We start from the raw sequence: 18,502 nt of genomic DNA on the forward strand, positions 1-18,502 counted from the left end.
AATGAAAGTGTTATTTTACACTCACAGATCAAGAGGAGAAAAGGTGACCAAGAACAAGCAGCCCAGTGAGGATCAGAAGCGCGCTCTCCGAGGTTATTTGAATGAGCTTGGTAACCTTATCGAAGATGCCAAGAAGCTCACAGAAAAGACCTTGAACACATCACCTGCACTCGCTAAAAAGGTGGACAAGATTCATTCGGCCATCTGCAAAATGAGAATCGAGGAGGACGTAACAGGTCATCTACTCACTATTTATTTCTTGCTGGATGGAGCACCTGAGATTGCGCCAAGTCCAGAGTACAAGTCGACATTGCCAGACATCATTCGGTCGGCTGTGAGTTCATGGGAACGTGCAAAACTTAATCTGGAGAAGCTCATTTCCTAAGTGATTTGTGAGGGTGTTAGCATTTTGTGCTAGCACCTGAAAAGATATATAGAGTATCCATTATATATAGCAAGAGAATGCTTACTTTTTTGAAAAAGGAAGATTCTCTTATTGTGTTAATAATCCTAGAATCAGCACCAGTAATAAACTCCTATCCTTATTTCTTTACATTTTTTATTATCTTTTGGACTTGTCTCGAACAAGCAAAGATCTTCCGATTATTTCAGAACATTATAAAATCATCTCCATATATACATATCAAATCCCAGCATTAACAATGCAAATAAATAGTATATTCTATTTTTTCTTATTCGAAACACATCAACGCGAGCCAAATGGAGATTTCCTTGTAAAAATAGAGTGAAATTATTAAGAACAGATCATCATTTACTACAGCATTTCTACTGAAAATAGGATGCGTCTTGACCAAAAAATCTACTAACGATCTGCGAATATATCTTTATTATCATAAAACTAAAACAGCCCAAGATATGGTTTATCTTAGGCTGTACTATGTAAATGTCGTTCTCGTTTAAACTAGAGGTTCAAAATCCCCCAATTGTTGAAGCTGCCGATGAAGTTGATATCCCCGATCAAACTAAAAGCAAATGCTGCTACCGATAATGTAAGTACTGTTTTCATGATGTACGCAACTTCTTTCTGGTTACGGTTTTATTTCATAATTAAACGTCTAGCAATTCCCAGTTATTGAAGCTACCGAGGAAGTTAACATCCCCGATCAAGCTAAAAGCAAATGCTGCTACCGATAATGTAAGTACTGTTTTCATGATGTACGCAACTCCTTTCTGGTTACGGTTTTATTTCATAATTAAATGTCTAGCAATTCCCAGTTATTAAAGCTGCCAAGGAAGTTAACATCCCCGATCAAGCTAAAAGCAAATGCTGCTACCGATAATGTAAGTACTGTCTTCATGGTATTTGCAACCCCTTTTTGTTAACAGTTTTTTTCAAACTAAACGTCTAGCAATTCCCAGTTATTAAAGCTACCAAGGAAGTTAACATCTCCGATCAAGCTAAAAGCAAATGCTGCTATCGATAGTGTAAGTACTGTCTTCATGATATTTGCAACCCCTTTTTGTTAACAGTTTTTTTCAAACTAAACGTCTAGCAATTCCCAGTTATTGAAGCTACCAAGGAAGTTAACATCTCCGATCAAGCTAAAAGCAAATGCTGCTATCGATAGTGTAAGTACTGTCTTCATGATATTTGCAACCCCTTTTTGTTAACGATTTTATTTCAAACTAAACGTCTAATACTTCCCAGTTATTAAAGCTGTCGAGGAAGTTAATATCCCCGATTAAGCTAAAAGCAAATGCTGCTATCGATAATGTAAGTACTGTTTTCATGATATTCGCAACCCCTTTATGTATATTTTTATAAACATTTTTAAATCCGGCTAAATATTCAATACATTCCAATTATTGAAACTATCAATAAAATTAACATCCCCAATTAAACAAGCAAAAGCAGCTATGGATAAAGTAAGTACCGATTTCATGATGTATACAACCCCTTTATTTAAACTGTAATTGTATTATATCAAGTCTGAATACCTTTTCGATATTTCTATATGTATATTTTGTAAACTATCCTTTAAATTTCCATTTTAAATATAAATAGAAATATACTTTTCGAAATAATTTTTTAGAAATTATTGTATAAATAAAGTTTCAACATGTTAAGAAATCGCTTGATGCTTGCGCACTACGGCACAAGTCGCACTATGTCACTTTCGTGGCAAGTTGCGCTATGTTTTCCGGGTCTGCCGCCCTATCCCACCCGCGAGCACCTTCGCTTTTGTATGGAATATTACAACAAACTCTTATAATCATGTTCTATTTGGATATTTCCCCATGCATTTATAAAATGACACTGGGGTAGACAATTAGATTGTCTATCCCAGTTTTGCTAATCCAAAAGACTAGCAGAACGAGACGATTATCGCTTACAGCGACATTCGTTTCGATGAGCAGTGATCGTCCATGCTGCATAAAAATCGCCCTTTGAAGACTTACACTCCAGCGGCACTGGTGTACAGTTGTAATCGAAGGTTGCCGTTACTGACCTTGTGATTCCACCCCAAGACACACTGTGGTTAGTAGCATTTATGGTGAGTTTCGGGGAAGTGCTCTGGAATTTGAGATGAAATGTGATACCACATACAAAGTTGTAGATGACATGAGTACCTGACTCCATAACTTCAAATCCGCTGCTATCAGCACCTGCAAGCGCAATGTCTACACGCCCTACGGTTACGCGTCCACCCTGAGTACTCATGGAGACCCTCTCTGTAGCAGGTACCTTCAACTTCTTTTTTAGAATAACAAAAAAACACCCCATCGTGAATATGGGGTGTTGTCTACTATTCGTGTGGATATTTTTTCATATCATTGGATTCATCCTCATGGTGCTCATCTTCTTCATCCGTTTGATTTTCGCGAGAAGTCAAATCGTGAAAATAAATATTTTCCTCTTCTTCTTGCTCGTTAGAAGAAATTTTGCTTCCTTTGGAAGCAGTATATGTTCGCATGAAACCACCAGCTAGATCAGACAACTTATAGGTACGAAACTTATCAGAGATATTGATCCCTACTTGATTAACCTTTCGTCCTATATCTTTTCCGACTCCCATGAGAAGAGAAGAAAGGGTACCTAGCCATCCACCAACTTTTCTACGTGCTCGTGGAGAAATGAATAAGATTACAACTGCGGAAATGAGTAACCAAATCAAAAAGGAACTGCCATTTGATCTACGTCTATAGGTATAGTACATGTTTCGTCACGCCTCCATTTCTTTCTCCTTATGAGTTTGCGCTAAATTTGCAACTCTATACGAACAAACTGAGTTGATTGCTTTCAGGTAATCCTTTTAAACAACCCATGCGCTGCAAACTCTCTACTACTGTACTGGAAATACGACCACGCCGCTGTAAATCTTCAATAGAAAGAAATTCACCAGCTTGTTGCGCTTCAGCTATTCCTTCTGCAGCACTTTCTCCAACCCCTGCAATCGAAGCAAAAGGTGGAAGCAATCCACCATCGCGGATCAAAAATTTATCTGCATGGGATTGATGAATATCAATTGGCAAAAACTTAATACCACGCGCATACATCTCTTGAGCTAACTCCAAAATCGTCATAAATTGTTTCTCTTTTTGAGAGGCTCCATAACCTTTTTCCTTGATTTCTTTCATCGCATTCGTAATAGATTGATACCCTTTTCCCATCAATTCGATATCAAAGTTGTTAATCGCTTTACTAAAATATGCAGCATAAAATGCTTCTGGATGATAAACCTTATAATAAGCAATCCAAATTGCAGAGATAACATAAGCTGCTGCGTGTGCTCTTGGGAACATATACTTGATCTTTTTACAGGATTCTATATACCACTCTGGTACATCATGTTCTCTCATCAGAGCTTCTTGCTCTTCTGTCAAACCTTTTCCTTTTCGAACTGCTTCCATAATTTTAAAGGAAGTCTTGTTTGGCAGTCCTCTGCGAATCAAATAGAGCATAATATCATCCCGGTTACAGATCGCTTCGGACAGGGTACAGACTCCGTTTTGGATTAATTCCCGGGCATTCCCAGCCCATACATCCGTACCATGTGACAAGCCAGAAACACGAGTGAACTCCCCAATCGTTCGTGGACGAGCAATTTCTAAGATACCTTGTGCAAAAGCTGTTCCAAACTCGGGAATCCCAAGCGTTCCTAGTGTCACACCACTGATATCTTCCGGTTTAATCCCTAGAGAATCCGTACTTTTAAACAACTCAATTACTTTTGGATCGTTTGTGGGTAGCGTAACAGGGTCAACACCTGTCATATCTTTTAACATCTTTAACATCGCTGGAGCTGTATGTCCGAGCAAGTCCAGCTTCAAAATCTTCCCACCGATCGCATTGTAATCAAAGTGTGTAGTAGTTACTGTTGATTTCATGTTGTTTGCTGGACGTTGGACAGGAGTAAAATCTTCTACATCCATCGTTTTTGGTACAACCATCAATCCACCTGGGTGCTGTCCAGTGGTTCGTTTTACTCCGATACAGCCGTTAGCAATTCGAGCTATTTCAGCTTGGCGGAAAGTACGATTGTTTTCCTCTGCGTACTTCTTCACATATCCAAAAGCGGTCTTCTCTTTTACTGTACCAACAGACCCAGCGCGGAAAATACACTCTTTTCCTAATAATTCCTCTGTGTAGGAGTGACATCTAGCTTGATAGTCACTGGCAAAGTTCAAGTCAATATCAGGTGTTTTATCTCCTTCAAATCCAAGGAAAGTCGCAAAAGGTATATCATGGCCATCTTTTTTCATTTGCGATCCACACTTTGGACAAACACGGTCTGGCAAGTCAAACCCAGTTTCAACGGAACCATCTGTCACAAACTCGGTAACAAAGCAATCTTGACAACGATAGTGTGGTGGTAGAGGATTCACCTCTGAAACACGTGACATGGTCGCAACAAAGGAAGAACCTACTGATCCTCTTGATCCTACCAAATATCCATCCTCGATTGACTTTACTACTAATTTACTCGAAATCATATAAATAACGGCATAGCCGTTACTAATAATCCCGTTTAATTCCGTTTCCAAGCGTTCTGCTACAATGTCAGGGAGTGGATCTCCATACCATGCATGAGCAGTTTCATAACATATTTCGCGCAATTCATCTTCTACACCCTCGATTTCTGGAGTGTAGGTTCCTTCTGGAAACGGATTGATATCTTCGATCTGATCTGCAATCAATTGAGTATTGGTAATAACCACTTCTCTTGCTTTTTCGCTACCCAGATAAGCAAACTCCTCTAACATTTCATCGGTTGTCCGCAGATGAGCCCGTGGTAGAGCACCAGTAAAACGCGCTCCACCCATTTGGTTATTGGACACGATCTCTCGGTAAATGGCATCCTTTTCATCCAAATAATGCGCATTTCCCGTTGCTACAACAGGTTTACCAAGTTTCTCCCCAATTTTCACAACTAATTTATTTGCTTGCTTGATCCGATCAATGCTATCTACTAAGCCTTTTTCCACCAAGTGTTGATTCATTTCGAGCGGTTGAATTTCTAGGTAGTCATAAAACTTAGCTACTTCTTCCGCATCTTCGGGTGTCTTGTTGAGAACCGTTTCATACAGTTCTCCTTTTTCACAACCAGAACCGATGATCAGACCTTCCCGATACTCTTCTAATAGACTCTTTGGAATCCTAGGCACTCGATAAAAATGCTCAATATGAGATAAAGACACGAGCTTGTACAAATTTTTAAGTCCCGTTTTATTTTTGGCGAAAATAATAGCATGAAAAGGGCGCAATCGATTGAGATCTCTGTTTTTGCTAGCTTCATTTACTTCATCTAGCTGAGTGATTTCTCTTTTTAATAGGAGTTCGATTAGTTTCCAGTGCACATGACCCGTAGCTTCTGTATCATAGATCGCGCGGTGGTGCTGCTCCAAGGTAACGTCGAATTTTTTTGCTAATGTATTTAATCGATGGTTTTTCAAGTCAGGAAAGAGAAACCGAGCTAATTCCAATGTATCCATCACTGGATTAGTGGCGATCGGATGCCCATTCCTGCGAAAAGCCGCTTGAATAAAGCCCATATCAAATCGAGCATTGTGCGCTACAATCACACTGCCTTCGATAAACTGAATAAAATCTGGTAAAATCTCGTGTAATTCTGGAGCATCTTGTACCATATCATCTGTAATTCCAGTTAGTTCAGTAGTGAATGCAGAAAGTGGACGATGCGGGTTGATAAACGTTTCATATCGATCGATGATCTTCCCTTGTTTCATCTTAACTGCTGCTAGCTCGATCATGACATCATGACTGACAGAAAGACCTGTGGTCTCTACATCAAATACCACATAAACATCGTCTTCGAGTTTTCGATCTGCTGGATTCATCACGATAGAGACACCGTCGTCTACCACATTAGCCTCCATACCCAATAGCATCTTTATGCCATGACTTTTTCCAACATCATATGCCTCAGGAAATGCTTGAATAACACCATGATCTGTTATTGCTAAAGCAGTATGTCCCCACTCTTTTAATCTTTTGCACACTTTGGAAAACTGTGAGAATCCTTCTTTTTCAAATCCATATAAACCATCCATGGCTGACATTGCTGTATGGAAATGAAGTTCTACTCGTTTCTCCTCTGCTTCATCCATCCGATAATCGTCCACTTTGGATACTTCTACCAAATCTCTTGCTGTCAATACAAGATCACGTGAAAAAGTATCATATTGCACAGGACCACGAATTTTGAGCCAAACACCATTTTTGATTTGACGTAATGTTGGCATGTCCTCTTTATCTGCAAATAATTTAACTGCTATCGAATTAGAATAATCGGTTAAGTAACAAGTAAATAATGTTCTTCCGCTTTTCAGATCCTTCCAATCAATCCCAAACACTTCTCCGGCGACGGTAATTCTCTTCTCTTCATCTTGAATCGAATCGATTGGCACCGGGGAATCTTGAATTTGATTTCCGAGTTGGATCTTCTCCACAGCAGGACCTTTGTCTTCTACTTTTGCAGCTTCTTTAATTTGGTTTTGGTAAAGCTCACGGCGAAGCACCTGTTCTTCCTGCTGTTTTTTTTCTTCATGCTCGGTTGTGTCAAGTAACTGTTCATCTGTTTTCAAAACTACTCTGATTTCCTGCCCTGTCAAACGACGATAGTATCCTTGTACCAGTGAATCCAATTCTTTTTGTCTGGCCATTTTTTCCATAAATTGATTGGGGAAAGTTATCTCCAGACTATTGGATACTATCTTCCATTTTGCTTTCCCTAACCAGCCACTAGAAGCAACGGCTGATTTCTCAGCGATTTGGGTTTTGATCCAATGCCAGTATTTTTCCATTACGACTTTTGTTTCTAATGGATCATAGATAAACTGTACCTTGGCTTCGACACTAGGCGATAAATAACGCTGAATCCTTTCTTGGACTCCTTCCCATATTTCGATCGGTACAAGCTCAGGTAAATGTATATGTATCATCCAAGATTTTTTTTGTAATTGAACGTTTACTTCTGTAATGAATGATTGGGTGAAGTATGCTTGATACCATTCGGAAGGGATTTTAGCGACGGAGAATAATTTTTGTAGAGCTTCATAGCCTCTCGACAAATCCCCCACATCCTTTTCTCATAGTAGGAATAAGTTTAACATTTTTCGCTTCAGAAGTCCCTGCATTTCTTTTTCGCAAAACACTTTGTTCTTACCTGATTGGAACAAAAAAATAAAAAACTTTTACATTCTCTTAGCGATAAATCCACAGCATTTTCATAAATTAATGATAAGCACTGCCAGATATTTTCTATGTCTCAAAAGATTCACGCTTATGACAAGGATTTGGACACAAACAATTGCTTACCTGATATAATAAGCAATGGACTACATCCCTATGAATCATAATGATAAAGGTGATACCATGTTAGGTAAGATTATAGCTGGCAGGTACGAGATACTAGAAGATATTGCTGGTGGCGGAATGGCTACCGTATATCAAGGAAGAGACACGATTCTAGATCGTATTGTTGCCATTAAAGTAATGGACCCGAATCTTGGAAAAGATGATGAGTTTGTGAAACGGTTCATTCTTGAAGCACAAGCAACAGGAAGATTATCGCATCCCAATATTGTGAATGTATACGATGCCGGCGAGGAAAACGGCTTGTATTACATGGTAATGGAGTTTGTAGAAGGCATAACATTGAAAGATCACATCATTGAAAAAGGCTTTCTATCGGCGGAAGAAGCAGTAAATATTACCATTCAAATCAGTGATGGTTTAGCTCATGCGCATAGACAAGGTATCATCCACCGTGATATTAAACCGCATAATATCCTTTGTACACCTGATGGCAGATACAAGTTAACGGATTTTGGTATTGCACGATTAGTAGATGGCGCATCCCATCTAACGAAAACGGGAACAGTGATGGGGTCTGTTCATTACTTCTCACCTGAACAGGCGAGTGGTCAAACTATATCCTATCCATCTGATCTATACTCACTTGGTGTAGTGCTGTTTGAAATGTTAACAGGATCTGTTCCGTTTGATGCAAAAGAACACATCTTGGTAGCAATGATGCACCTACATGATGAAGTTCCAGATCCACGATTAGTACAAGAAGATCTATCCGAATCATTGAAACAGGTGATAAACCGAGTACTGGCTAAAAAACCAGAAGAACGATACCAAAACGCTGATGAATTTAAATTTGCATTGCAACAAACTTTGTCTGATCCTGTTCCAGAATCATATCCAGAAACACATATCACCACTTCCTCCGATGAATATGAAGTGGAGTGGAAAAGGGAAACAAGAGAAACACAAAATACTTCTAGCAGATTGAAATATATGCTGATTGGTTTAGGAGTTATTCTTATTGTTTGTTTGGGATATTTTTTCTCGTCACCAGGTGAACCAAATGCAGACAATACAAATAATGTATCAACAGAGCAAACATCTACTACAACAAACGAAAAATCTTATATTATTGTGGTTGGTCTTTTTCAACATCGTGAAAACGCAGAAAAATTAGTAAAAAAACTCAGCAATCATCAACTAAATGCTACTATTTCCCCACAAGATTTAGATGGAAAACAACATTACCGTGTCTACCTTGGGTATTATACGGACAAAAATCAAGCAAATGATCAACTCGCTATTGTACAACAATCTGGTGTGAAGGATTCAAAAGATGCTTATATTTTACAAGTAAAAGCGCAATCAAAAAAAGGCGGTTCATAAGAACCACCTTTTTTTCTATGATTTTATAAACTCTGTGATTAAACACACAGGCTTATCGTCTTCATCATAGCCCCAATAAGTTGGGTAAACTCCGTGTCCATTGCCTGTTTGAAAACAAAACACATTGTAACCTACTTGGTTTAGCATTTTCTCTCCCCAAGTTCGATCATCTTTGTACACTAATTTCATCCAATCTCCATCATCTTCTACTTCATCTCTGCGAAAACGTAATAGTTTGGCTGTCTCTAAATCCATAAAACAACCAACACCAGCATCTACCGCATATCCATAAATCTGATCTTCTTTTAGCGCTCTGATATCTTGCCCTTTGGTAGTGGCTAGCTCCCACCGAGCTACTCTCCCATCACCAAAACGCAACATGGCATGAGCTACTTGTCCGTTGTCTTTTCCCTCAGAAGTAATACGATTTAAATAAACCGGATATCTGCCTTGCGGTACAACTTGTACAAACGGCTCGTATTCTTCTCCTAAAGGATATATGTATGGGTCACACGCCACAATTCGTCCTGTAGGAAGCAGGATAGTACCTAATTTTTGCCACTCTTTTTCCATTATATCTACGTTTTTATCTGTCTGTAAGGAAAATCGACTCATCAAACCCCTCCAATTTTTTTCTTATCATAACATAATGAGAAGATAATTAAATTTCAATCATATTTCATTACAATAACAGAATGTAAACGAAATCTTCGTATCTGATAAACTTTTAAAAGCATTCTCCCAAAACAAACTATAGTGATCAGGCTTGGAACATGCCTTATTCGATTGGATAAATATTGTGAATCTATCTGCCCCAAATCTCCCATTCTCATGGAGAAGTTGTAACAAAACTATCTCTATGTACACCATATTTCATGATCTATCCTCCTAGCTTGATAAGAAGTATCCCTCCAATCAATAAAACAATCCCAATATATTGATTTTGCTTTATTCGCTCTTTAAATAATATCCATCCAATAAGCACACCAAAAGCGATACTTAATTCTCTTGTTGCAGATACATACCCAACTGGTGTCGTTTGCAGGGCATATTGGGTAGCTGCATTCGCCCCAAAAGTAAATACTCCACCAATTATCGCTTTCCTTCTATGCTTTAAAAACACATCATAATAAGTCTGAAAAGGTTTTTGATCCATCATCACTTTCCCAACCAATATTCCAATAAAAACAATATACTTAAATAAAATGCCGGACATCATCGCAGCACCCATACTGTCAAAGGTTAAAGCACATCCATTGATTGCACCTGCTAAAAAAGCCCAGCCCGTTCCTGTTTGTATAAAAAATTTTCCGCTGAACTGCATGAGGAGTATCCCCGCAACCACAACCATGATCCCAGCAATCCCCCAGCCTGTTAGCGTCACTCCTAAGAGAAACGAGATAAGTGTTGACACCAATGGACCTAATCCTCTCACGATCGGATAAGCATAACTGAGAGGCAGTTGTTGATAGGATCGTGCTAATCCATAGAAATAAATCAATTCACATGCGGTGCTTCCCATCATGTACCAAGCAGCATGGATAGGAATAGAATGATGCAAGAATAAATATAACGCTAAAGGAAAATAGATTATTACCGCTATTCCTAAAATTAACGTAAAAAAAGAATCTTTCTCTTCGACTTGTTTGGAGATCGCATTCCACCATGCATGTCCAAGTGCTGCAATCACTAATAAAAACAAGATAAATCCAGTCAATCGATCACTTCCCTAACAAAATGTAATAAAGATTCACTATTTATATACAAGGTTATTTATATTATATATTGGAATTATATTTTAAAAATTAAATATCGAACGATCGTTTATTTTTTAAAATATATTATAACCATTAAAAATATATAATTTTTCCTGCTTATCCGTTTTGTTTGCAAATGTTACTTTCACATTCTTGACACTAATAAATCGCTAATATATTAGTGTGATAAAGTTTACAATGCGCAAAAAAATAGCACTCTACAAAGAAAGTTCTGATAAAAAACATAAGATAGAAAATTTTTTTTAAGAAAATTTAAAGAAAATAGTAGAATATATTTTATCTTTGTATTATAATGAAGTTGTCTCCCAATCCGAGGAGATTTCACCCGCTATTAGCTTAATGAGGAGCTATATAGTCATACTCCATTAGGAGGAATCATGCCTGAGACTCGCTGCCAGCACGGCGCCATCGGTCAGGGTGCCGGTTGCCCCGAGTGCGAGCGTGTTCGCCCGCCGAAGAGCTGATTAAAAGGCCCTAGTAGAGAGGATTGGGTGGATGTCACCGCACGATGGTAGTCATCCTAAGCCTGTACACTTACCTTGGTGATTTAGGTGTCATACATCTAAATATAAGCTGAGTGTACAGGCGACGTAAATAAACACATAACGTGTTTTCCATATAAACAAAAAAGACTAGTAGAGTACACCATTCTCTAGTCTTTTTTCTGTGATGAAATGATAAATCGTCTATAATGGATATAGAATGTTTGGTTTGCAAAACGAATGGAGGAGCTATGGCTTCAACTGATTATCCTTATGAATATGCGTCAGATCGCATTCCGATCAAAGTAGTCGTGGGGGCTTGGGAGATTCAAGCCTATACATTCATGGCTCAGGCAAATCGGCCTGATGTGACCTCATCTACTGATCAATACATCTTTAGACGAGGAAGCATCATCATCGGGAGGTGTACGCTGAGCAAAGGGAATACTCAGTCTATTCGAGTGAAGAAACCCATTCAGGTTTCACCGGGACTTACACTCACTTTTATGTGTTTGCCCCAGAAGTGACCTAAGCTGGACAGCCTGAAAAGGTTGTCCAGCGCGTATTTTCTGTCTTTCCAGTAACAAGATTATTTATATCCAAGGTCAAACAAACCGAATTCCTATCTCGAATGCAAATGATTTTATATCAATTTGTATTTTTTTATGCTTATTATGTAAGAATAGCCCATTTGGGTCATATCAAAAAATGTTTTTCCTTCTATAATAAAGAATGAAAAACAAACGGGAACTAATCTATAGGCGGGACAAGTTTATGCGACGAATCATACCATTTGTACTAATGATTACTGTTTTTTTATGTACATTCTGTATTCCTGATACTGCATCCGCACACACTCACCTGATAGACAGCAAGCCAAAACAAAATGAGGTGCAGCAAGAAGCTCCAAAGACAATCCAGCTTCACTTTAGTGAGCAATTACAACTCGATACGGTCACCATCAGCATCACAAATCCAAGGTCACAATCGCTACCTGTAGCTATCAAATTGGCTCCAAAAAATCCTTCCATTGTGATTGCATCTCTGCCACCGCTTGCAAAAGGTACATATACCGTTAAATGGTCTGTCCTATCAGGAGATGGCCATCCGGTAAGTGGAAGCTATTCGTTTGCTTATGGCCAGAAGGTTGCAACAACAGCTGGAGAAAGTAGTGTATCCCACCCTTTTCTGGCATTTGCCCTCATCTTACTCCGTTTTCTTAACGAAGGTTGGTTGCTGCTTAGTGCAGGCTTTATATGGGTTTCTTTTTTTGCGTCCAAACGAAGCCTCCCAAATGTTACGTGGTTTCCCTCACACCGCTGGAAATGGTTTCTTGCAGTTATTTGGTTATTATTACAGATTGGAATTTGGTTGTTATATGCTTCCGAGCTTCCTCAAAATCTATCAACCAAATTACTTTTGGAAGGCCAGATTGTTCAACTCAGTAAAATTCCATATGCAATGGTACTGATCTTACAAGTTTTGCTGTTTGTGTTATTGCTCATCCCAAATATGGTCCAAACATGGTATCTCTTTCTTTGGATATTGATTACCGCAACCTGTGCGTTTGGTGGACACCTATGGTCCAGCCCAAATATGATCTTAGCATTGACAGCACGACTTCTCCATATATGGTCTGGTGCGCTATGGCTTGGGGGAATCGCTTATCTCTTATTCGTATCGAACAGGCAACAAGCAAAAGTATTAGCTACGCTATCCCGTTTTCGTCCATTCTTCTCCCGAATGGCCTTCATCGCTTCCAGTCTATTAATCATAAGTGGATTTCTGCTAGTTATGATACAAACGAACTTCTCGGCGATTATCACATTTCAAACTTTTTGGAGTCGGTTTCTGGCTGTGAAAGTGATGCTCGTTATGGGAATGATCATCTATGCAACAATTCAAACAAGACAATGGAAAATAAATGGGGCTTTAGAGAGGGATTCGTTACGAACGGAATGGATTTTTGGTTTGATCGCATTACTACTCGGCATCTGGATGAGTCAAATCGCTTATCCAATCTTGCCTTCATAAGGAGAGAATAATGAAAAAATTACACTACTGCTTAGCACTAATCATCTTCTCGTTTTTTGGATTTGTAAAAATCGCTGATGCACATGTTACCGTATGGCCGAAAGAATCAACCGTTGGAACATGGGAAAAATACACCGTTCGTGTTCCATCTGAGAAAGAGAGTAGTACCATAAAAGTCCAGCTTAATTTCCCAAAAAATGCTACTGTGGAGACAGTACTGCCCGTAGCTGGTTGGAACTATCAGTTTGTAAAAGGTTCCGATGGCCGGAATACCGGTATTATCTGGACTGCAACGGGAGATGGTATAAAGGCACACGAATTTTTTGAGTTTGCATTTATAGGTGCAAACCCAAAACAAGCGTCCACCCTTTCTTGGAAAGCTCACCAAACATATGCAGATGGATCAGTAGTTGATTGGACAGGAGCACCTGAAAGCGACAAACCTGCTTCGGTTACCAACATAAGTGTAAAGTCAGACATCGATGAAGCCGATCATTCCACGATGAATGCGAACTCCACTACACAATCGACATCCGTTAGCAAATTTGAATGGATCGCAATAGGTATTGCTTCTCTGGCTCTTCTGCTTTCGCTCATCAGTTTGTTCCGAAAAAAAGCATAACAACAAAAAGTCGCTTCTATAGGAAGGGGCTTTTTACTTTTATAAATGGTAGAAGAAAAAAGTAAGTGTTATCATCCAAAGAAAAACCATTTGTAACCGATTCTTCTTCATTGATATACCTGTTTATACTTATACTATATATACTTAATAAAAAGGACACTACTCTACAGGAAAGATCGGAAAAAGTGCGTCGCTATTGGGTCATTCTCGTTGCTATCCTTGTGTCTTTCTGCGCGGTCGTGAGTTCGCTCATGGATTCCAAAGGAAGACATGTTACCGGAACTGCGAAGAATCACGAAAGCATTCTCTATGTTGAGGTCCACATAAATGATGGATCTTCCGTGGGATGCAGCGGATTTTTGGTCAGCAAGCAAGTCGCTCTCACCGCTGCTCATTGTCTCATTCCTAAATCAGGCGAGGTAGAGGAAGCATTGGTTGCGGTGATGGAGGAAGGCGGAAAGTATCGAACGCTGGGCGTTTCTCGATACTCGCTGAGTTCCAGGTACAATCCAACTACCAGTGAGTATGACTATGCAGCTCTCTTCCTGAACTCTCCCGTAGATCGGGAACCGTACAAGGTTGCAACCTATCAAGGAAATAAGGGAGATCTAGTTGTAACAGCTAACTTCCCGGGACACAAGCAAAAAAAGAAGCACTTAGAAATGTGGGAATACACGCTCATCGTAGATGAAATCAGGAGGAAAAACCATAACAAACTGCATATGATTGGTCCTGCCTATCATGGGCAATCTGGAGCAACTTTCTCTGTAAACGGAGAAAAAGTGGCCTATGGTGTGCTCTCCCAAGGGGACAATGGACCACTCTTCCAAACTTTCGATAAACCAGCTCTGAAAGAAATTTCGGAGTGGAAACGGTTGTCGAAGTAGTGTCCACGTGGATCAACTCAAAGCTATACCTCGGTTGATCCACGGGCAATTTATAGATTTGCGAGCGAGAAATCCAGCGGTTTTAATCGAGGGATAGTGAGCATCAACCAAAGGAGGATTTCCCCTCCTGAAAGTCTGACAATATTTTCAAAATACATCTTTACAAACGTAAGTTCTGTTGGTAGAATATCCCTAGTTGCTCGTTGAAAACAAGATAGTATATCAGGTTGTGCAAACCAATCGTTTTGCACGTAAAATGCTATACGTATGGAAAAACTAGACAGAATTGCGAAAACCAAGCCGTCTGTCTATGTTGATTGTAGCAACAAAGAACTCTAATTAACCGTGGGGCACACGGGGTTAGCTTGGTAAGGAAGTAGTCATCAGACTGCCGTCCCAAGAATCTCACAGCTTTAGCCGTGTAGAGTGTCAAATGCTGTCTTTGTAGGAACCTGAATAAGCAATATACGTAACTTTGCACTTGATTGCAACTCAAAGGTTTGCTCGCTTTCGGCCTCTAGTACAATAAAATCCTTTTCTTGAAACTCTGCTGCATCTTCTTCGATCCACCTACCATCTCCACGCAATACCAACGAGGCTAAACTATATCCCTCTGGAACAGTATGTTCATAGACACGATGAGAGTCCATTTGAATATCCCACATTTGTACATCAGCAGTTAAATCGATTGGGGATCCTTCTCCTATAATCGTTTTGATCTGTACTCCATTGTCTTCAACAGCAGGAAAATCAGTCGCATTATACTGGTGATAAACAGGAGATTTTTTGATCGATTCTTTAATAAATGGCTCAAACCAAATTTGAAATCCTTCCATATTGGGACCAATAAATCTTTCTTCATGCGAAACCCCTGAACCTGTCTGCATCACTTGTGCACCGCCAGCACCTATTATGCTTTTCGTTCCAAGTGTATCTCCATGCTCTGCTTGACCATTTATCATATACGTAATAATTTCAAATGCTTGATGCGGATGTAATGGAATATATCCTTCTCGATCTGCATGGGCCCAAGCCCAATAGAATAAAGGGCCTATCCTTTTCACTGCTGATCCTTCTCCAGAAAACCCAATTGGTTTTTGCTCTGTAATCTTACCTCCATCAAAACTGCCAACTGCTTGTTGATCTGGAGGATAAATTGTTATACCCATAAATACACCTCTCCGAACAATAAAATAATAACCAAACTTATGTGCTGCCTTCCAAAGTATAAACGATAAACTTACTTTTGTGAAGCTGCTCGAAAAAAATAAAGAAACGAGTGTTCGGATATAATTTTATATCCTTTCGAACGAATAACCAAAACCCACAGACCAAGAGTTTTGGTCTGTGGGTTCCATTTTTGGAAACCTTTTATTACTCCACTACATGAAGAACGACATCTATATTTCCTCTTGTAGCTTTGGAATAAGGACATACTTGGTGAGCAGCTTCTAACAATTCTTGGGCTGTATTTTTATCTGCACCTATAATTTGCACATCCAATTGAACAGCTAAAGCAAAACCGCCATCTGTATCTTTACCAATAGAAACATTGGCTGTAACTTTTGTACTCTCTACTTCTTTTAACCGTTTTTTACGGATCACGAGATTTAAAGCACCATCGAAACAAGCAGCATATCCCGCCGCAAATAGTTGCTCTGGATTGGTAGCTTCTCCGCCTGGACCTCCCAGTCCTTTTGGCATTTTCACCTCTAAATCAATAACCCCATCACTTGACACAACTCGTCCATTTCTTCCACCTTCTGCTGTTACTTTTGCTGTATACAAAGCTTCCATTTTTATACCCCTTTTCTTATTTACTTTTTCATGCGTTCATTTGTTTTCGTAATGATTGTAAGCGCACTAACATTTCCTTCATTTCTGCTAGCGTGAAACCGCTCTTCGCTAGAAACTCCTCTGGTATGCAATAAGCTCTTTCCTTTAGACTTTCTCCTTTTTTCGTCAAACTTATGAGTACTACCCTTTCATCCTGCTGAGAACGAAATCGTTTCACCAAACCGTTGTTTTCCATCCTCTTTAGCATAGGAGTAAGTGTCCCCGAATCTAGGTAGAGCCGATTACCTAATTCTTTTACCGTACACTCTTTTTGCTCCCAGAGTACAAGCAGCACCAAATACTGTGGATAGGTTATCCCTAAATCGTCTAATAATGGACGATAAAGGCCTATGATTTCTCTTGAGCAAGCATATATGGAAAAACAAAGTTGTGAGTCTAAGCGAAGCATATCGTCTTTTTTTGCCATCACTCTTCTAACCCTTTGAAACTGCTTCGTTGTTCCTATGTACCAGCAAAACAGCCACCTTCTTTGTAAATATATTGTTAACAATTTAATTGCACACAATCAAGTTAACACATTACAAAATCGTTGTCAATCTGTCTATTTATTTTCTCCACTGAGTACCCTGTATAATCAAAACAATTTTAAAAAATGAAAGATCACCCTTCGGTGATCTCTCAAGTAATTATTTTAAACTCGCTTCACTAGTAGAGGATAAATCATCTGATTGCTTCAACTTTATTTTTTGTAACTCGCTATCTATTTCATCCAAATTTTCCTTCTCTTCTATAGAAATATAATGATCCCTTAAATGTTGTAGTGCTAATACTTTTATATCAGTATCTTTCGTGGAAAGAGCATTTCTTAAATGTGTAATGCCTTTTTTTCTATCTATCGATAAAACATCCTGTTTAGTTGCTCTTTGGAGATATGCTATTCCTAAATTTACCTCGGTAGCGCTTACATCTTTGTCTGCAAACTGATCCAACATGAATTCGTAGATGATAATAGTTTGAGAAAGATTTCCTTTCGCTTTGACAAATTCTGCAAAAGAAACAAATTGTTCAAAAGTATGTGGCTCTGATAAGGAAATAAACCAAAAGCGATAACTAGAACGAATGATATAACAAAGAGCTAGTATCAATGGTAATAAATACGATGTCGAAATCGTGAGTACATATTCGGGTCTTGCAGGAAACTCTATGATTGCATTACTACTAATAAAATAAATAGCCACTAGAACAGAAAAGAAAAAAATCACAAGCCCATATGGATACAAATACCACCGTTTTGGTAAACCCGGATACGCAGGTAGTCCACCTGGTAAAATACGTGATAAAATCTTATCAATTTTTCTTTCCATATAAACACCCCTTATCTTTGTATACTTTGATTTACACGGAAATAGAGGTCAAATCATTATGAGAATATTGAAGTAATCTTATTTTATCATTTTTCAGCTAAAATTTATCTCTTTTTTTCCATATAGAGCCTGTTGCACTATTCCATACAAAAACGAAGATGCTCACGGGTGGGGTATCCTTTGTCGGTTAGGAGCGGCAGACGCGGAAAACATAGTGCGACTTGTGCCGTAGGTGCGCAAGAATCATGCGACTTTCTAACATGTTTAAACTTTATTTATCGACAAGCTCCGTATAAATAATACCTACTAAAGTTCATATGCAGTTTTGGTACAAAAGATCCTCTGAACCAAGTC

At 39.0% G+C, this 18,502-nt stretch carries 15 protein-coding genes; 6 read left to right on the top strand and 9 right to left on the bottom strand.

Going from position 1 to position 18,502, the window contains the following annotated elements:
- The first annotated feature begins 43 nt into the window (after positions 1 to 43).
- Positions 44 to 385, top strand: coding sequence for an ADP-ribosyltransferase family protein (locus GSM42_RS10680; protein ID WP_160801528.1), 342 nt, complete (start codon positions 44 to 46; stop codon positions 383 to 385).
- Between the two features lie 1,959 nt (positions 386 to 2,344).
- On the opposite strand, the gene GSM42_RS10685 is transcribed toward GSM42_RS10680, so the two are convergent.
- From GSM42_RS10685 to GSM42_RS10695, 3 genes are all read right to left on the bottom strand, one after another.
- On the bottom strand, positions 2,345 to 2,683 hold the full coding sequence (locus GSM42_RS10685) for a hypothetical protein (protein WP_160801529.1): 339 nt from the start codon (positions 2,681 to 2,683) through the stop codon (positions 2,345 to 2,347).
- Positions 2,684 to 2,768: 85 nt separating this feature from the next.
- Positions 2,769 to 3,179 carry a hypothetical protein gene (locus GSM42_RS10690; RefSeq protein ID WP_160801530.1) on the bottom strand — a complete coding sequence of 137 codons (411 nt, stop codon included), beginning with the start codon at positions 3,177 to 3,179 and terminating at the stop codon, positions 2,769 to 2,771.
- Positions 3,180 to 3,234: 55 nt separating this feature from the next.
- Positions 3,235 to 7,554 carry a PolC-type DNA polymerase III gene (locus tag GSM42_RS10695; RefSeq protein ID WP_160801531.1) on the bottom strand — a complete coding sequence of 1,440 codons (4,320 nt, stop codon included), beginning with the start codon at positions 7,552 to 7,554 and terminating at the stop codon, positions 3,235 to 3,237.
- Positions 7,555 to 7,858: 304 nt separating this feature from the next.
- On the opposite strand from GSM42_RS10695, the gene GSM42_RS10700 reads away from it, so the two are divergent.
- Entirely contained in the window at positions 7,859 to 9,184 is a 1,326-nt protein-coding gene (locus GSM42_RS10700) for a protein kinase domain-containing protein (RefSeq protein ID WP_160801532.1), read from the top strand.
- Positions 9,185 to 9,199: 15 nt separating this feature from the next.
- On the opposite strand, the gene GSM42_RS10705 is transcribed toward GSM42_RS10700, so the two are convergent.
- Together GSM42_RS10705 and GSM42_RS10710 are read right to left on the bottom strand one after the other, a co-directional pair.
- Positions 9,200 to 9,799, bottom strand: coding sequence for a DUF4241 domain-containing protein (locus GSM42_RS10705; RefSeq protein ID WP_160801533.1), 600 nt, complete (start codon positions 9,797 to 9,799; stop codon positions 9,200 to 9,202).
- A 265-nt stretch (positions 9,800 to 10,064) separates the two neighbouring features.
- Positions 10,065 to 10,901 (bottom strand): DMT family transporter, encoded by an 837-nt coding sequence (locus tag GSM42_RS10710; RefSeq protein ID WP_160801534.1) that lies wholly within the window; start codon positions 10,899 to 10,901, stop codon positions 10,065 to 10,067.
- 794 nt (positions 10,902 to 11,695) lie between these two features.
- Here GSM42_RS10710 and GSM42_RS10715 point away from each other — a divergent pair.
- From GSM42_RS10715 to GSM42_RS10730, 4 genes are all read left to right on the top strand, one after another.
- Complete coding sequence (locus tag GSM42_RS10715; RefSeq protein WP_160801535.1) at positions 11,696 to 11,971, top strand: hypothetical protein; 276 nt, start codon at positions 11,696 to 11,698, stop codon at positions 11,969 to 11,971.
- 247 nt (positions 11,972 to 12,218) lie between these two features.
- Positions 12,219 to 13,478 carry a copper resistance CopC/CopD family protein gene (locus tag GSM42_RS10720; protein ID WP_160801536.1) on the top strand — a complete coding sequence of 420 codons (1,260 nt, stop codon included), beginning with the start codon at positions 12,219 to 12,221 and terminating at the stop codon, positions 13,476 to 13,478.
- Positions 13,479 to 13,488: 10 nt separating this feature from the next.
- The gene (locus GSM42_RS10725; RefSeq protein WP_160801537.1) at positions 13,489 to 14,100 is read left to right on the top strand and encodes a YcnI family copper-binding membrane protein; all 612 of its coding nucleotides are present in this window, start codon (positions 13,489 to 13,491) and stop codon (positions 14,098 to 14,100) included.
- 251 nt (positions 14,101 to 14,351) lie between these two features.
- The gene (locus tag GSM42_RS10730) at positions 14,352 to 14,987 is read left to right on the top strand and encodes a trypsin-like serine peptidase (RefSeq protein ID WP_160801538.1); all 636 of its coding nucleotides are present in this window, start codon (positions 14,352 to 14,354) and stop codon (positions 14,985 to 14,987) included.
- 413 nt (positions 14,988 to 15,400) lie between these two features.
- On the opposite strand, the gene GSM42_RS10735 is transcribed toward GSM42_RS10730, so the two are convergent.
- The 4 genes from GSM42_RS10735 to GSM42_RS10750 all read right to left on the bottom strand — a co-directional run bounded on the left by GSM42_RS10735 (position 15,401) and on the right by GSM42_RS10750 (position 18,148).
- Positions 15,401 to 16,156, bottom strand: coding sequence for a pirin family protein (locus tag GSM42_RS10735; protein ID WP_160801539.1), 756 nt, complete (start codon positions 16,154 to 16,156; stop codon positions 15,401 to 15,403).
- A gap of 205 nt (positions 16,157 to 16,361) precedes the next feature.
- The gene (locus tag GSM42_RS10740; RefSeq protein ID WP_160801540.1) at positions 16,362 to 16,784 is read right to left on the bottom strand and encodes an organic hydroperoxide resistance protein; all 423 of its coding nucleotides are present in this window, start codon (positions 16,782 to 16,784) and stop codon (positions 16,362 to 16,364) included.
- Between the two features lie 28 nt (positions 16,785 to 16,812).
- Positions 16,813 to 17,250 carry a MarR family winged helix-turn-helix transcriptional regulator gene (locus GSM42_RS10745; protein WP_160801541.1) on the bottom strand — a complete coding sequence of 146 codons (438 nt, stop codon included), beginning with the start codon at positions 17,248 to 17,250 and terminating at the stop codon, positions 16,813 to 16,815.
- A gap of 220 nt (positions 17,251 to 17,470) precedes the next feature.
- On the bottom strand, positions 17,471 to 18,148 hold the full coding sequence (locus tag GSM42_RS10750) for a hypothetical protein (RefSeq protein WP_160801542.1): 678 nt from the start codon (positions 18,146 to 18,148) through the stop codon (positions 17,471 to 17,473).
- Positions 18,149 to 18,502: the final 354 nt, after the last annotated feature.

It is taken from the genome of Shimazuella alba (assembly GCF_009831235.1).
Classification (GTDB): Bacteria; Bacillota; Bacilli; order Thermoactinomycetales; family Thermoactinomycetaceae; genus Shimazuella; species Shimazuella alba.

Coding starts and splice junctions, on each gene's coding strand:
- GSM42_RS10685 (WP_160801529.1), bottom strand. CDS start 2,683: ATGAGTACTCAGGGTGGACGCGTAACCGTAGGGCGTGTAGACATTGCG.
- GSM42_RS10690 (WP_160801530.1), bottom strand. CDS start 3,179: ATGTACTATACCTATAGACGTAGATCAAATGGCAGTTCCTTTTTGATT.
- GSM42_RS10700 (WP_160801532.1), top strand. CDS start 7,859: ATGTTAGGTAAGATTATAGCTGGCAGGTACGAGATACTAGAAGATATT.
- GSM42_RS10705 (WP_160801533.1), bottom strand. CDS start 9,799: ATGAGTCGATTTTCCTTACAGACAGATAAAAACGTAGATATAATGGAA.
- GSM42_RS10715 (WP_160801535.1), top strand. CDS start 11,696: ATGGCTTCAACTGATTATCCTTATGAATATGCGTCAGATCGCATTCCG.
- GSM42_RS10720 (WP_160801536.1), top strand. CDS start 12,219: ATGCGACGAATCATACCATTTGTACTAATGATTACTGTTTTTTTATGT.
- GSM42_RS10725 (WP_160801537.1), top strand. CDS start 13,489: ATGAAAAAATTACACTACTGCTTAGCACTAATCATCTTCTCGTTTTTT.
- GSM42_RS10730 (WP_160801538.1), top strand. CDS start 14,352: ATGGATTCCAAAGGAAGACATGTTACCGGAACTGCGAAGAATCACGAA.
- GSM42_RS10735 (WP_160801539.1), bottom strand. CDS start 16,156: ATGGGTATAACAATTTATCCTCCAGATCAACAAGCAGTTGGCAGTTTT.
- GSM42_RS10740 (WP_160801540.1), bottom strand. CDS start 16,784: ATGGAAGCTTTGTATACAGCAAAAGTAACAGCAGAAGGTGGAAGAAAT.
- GSM42_RS10745 (WP_160801541.1), bottom strand. CDS start 17,250: ATGGCAAAAAAAGACGATATGCTTCGCTTAGACTCACAACTTTGTTTT.
- GSM42_RS10750 (WP_160801542.1), bottom strand. CDS start 18,148: ATGGAAAGAAAAATTGATAAGATTTTATCACGTATTTTACCAGGTGGA.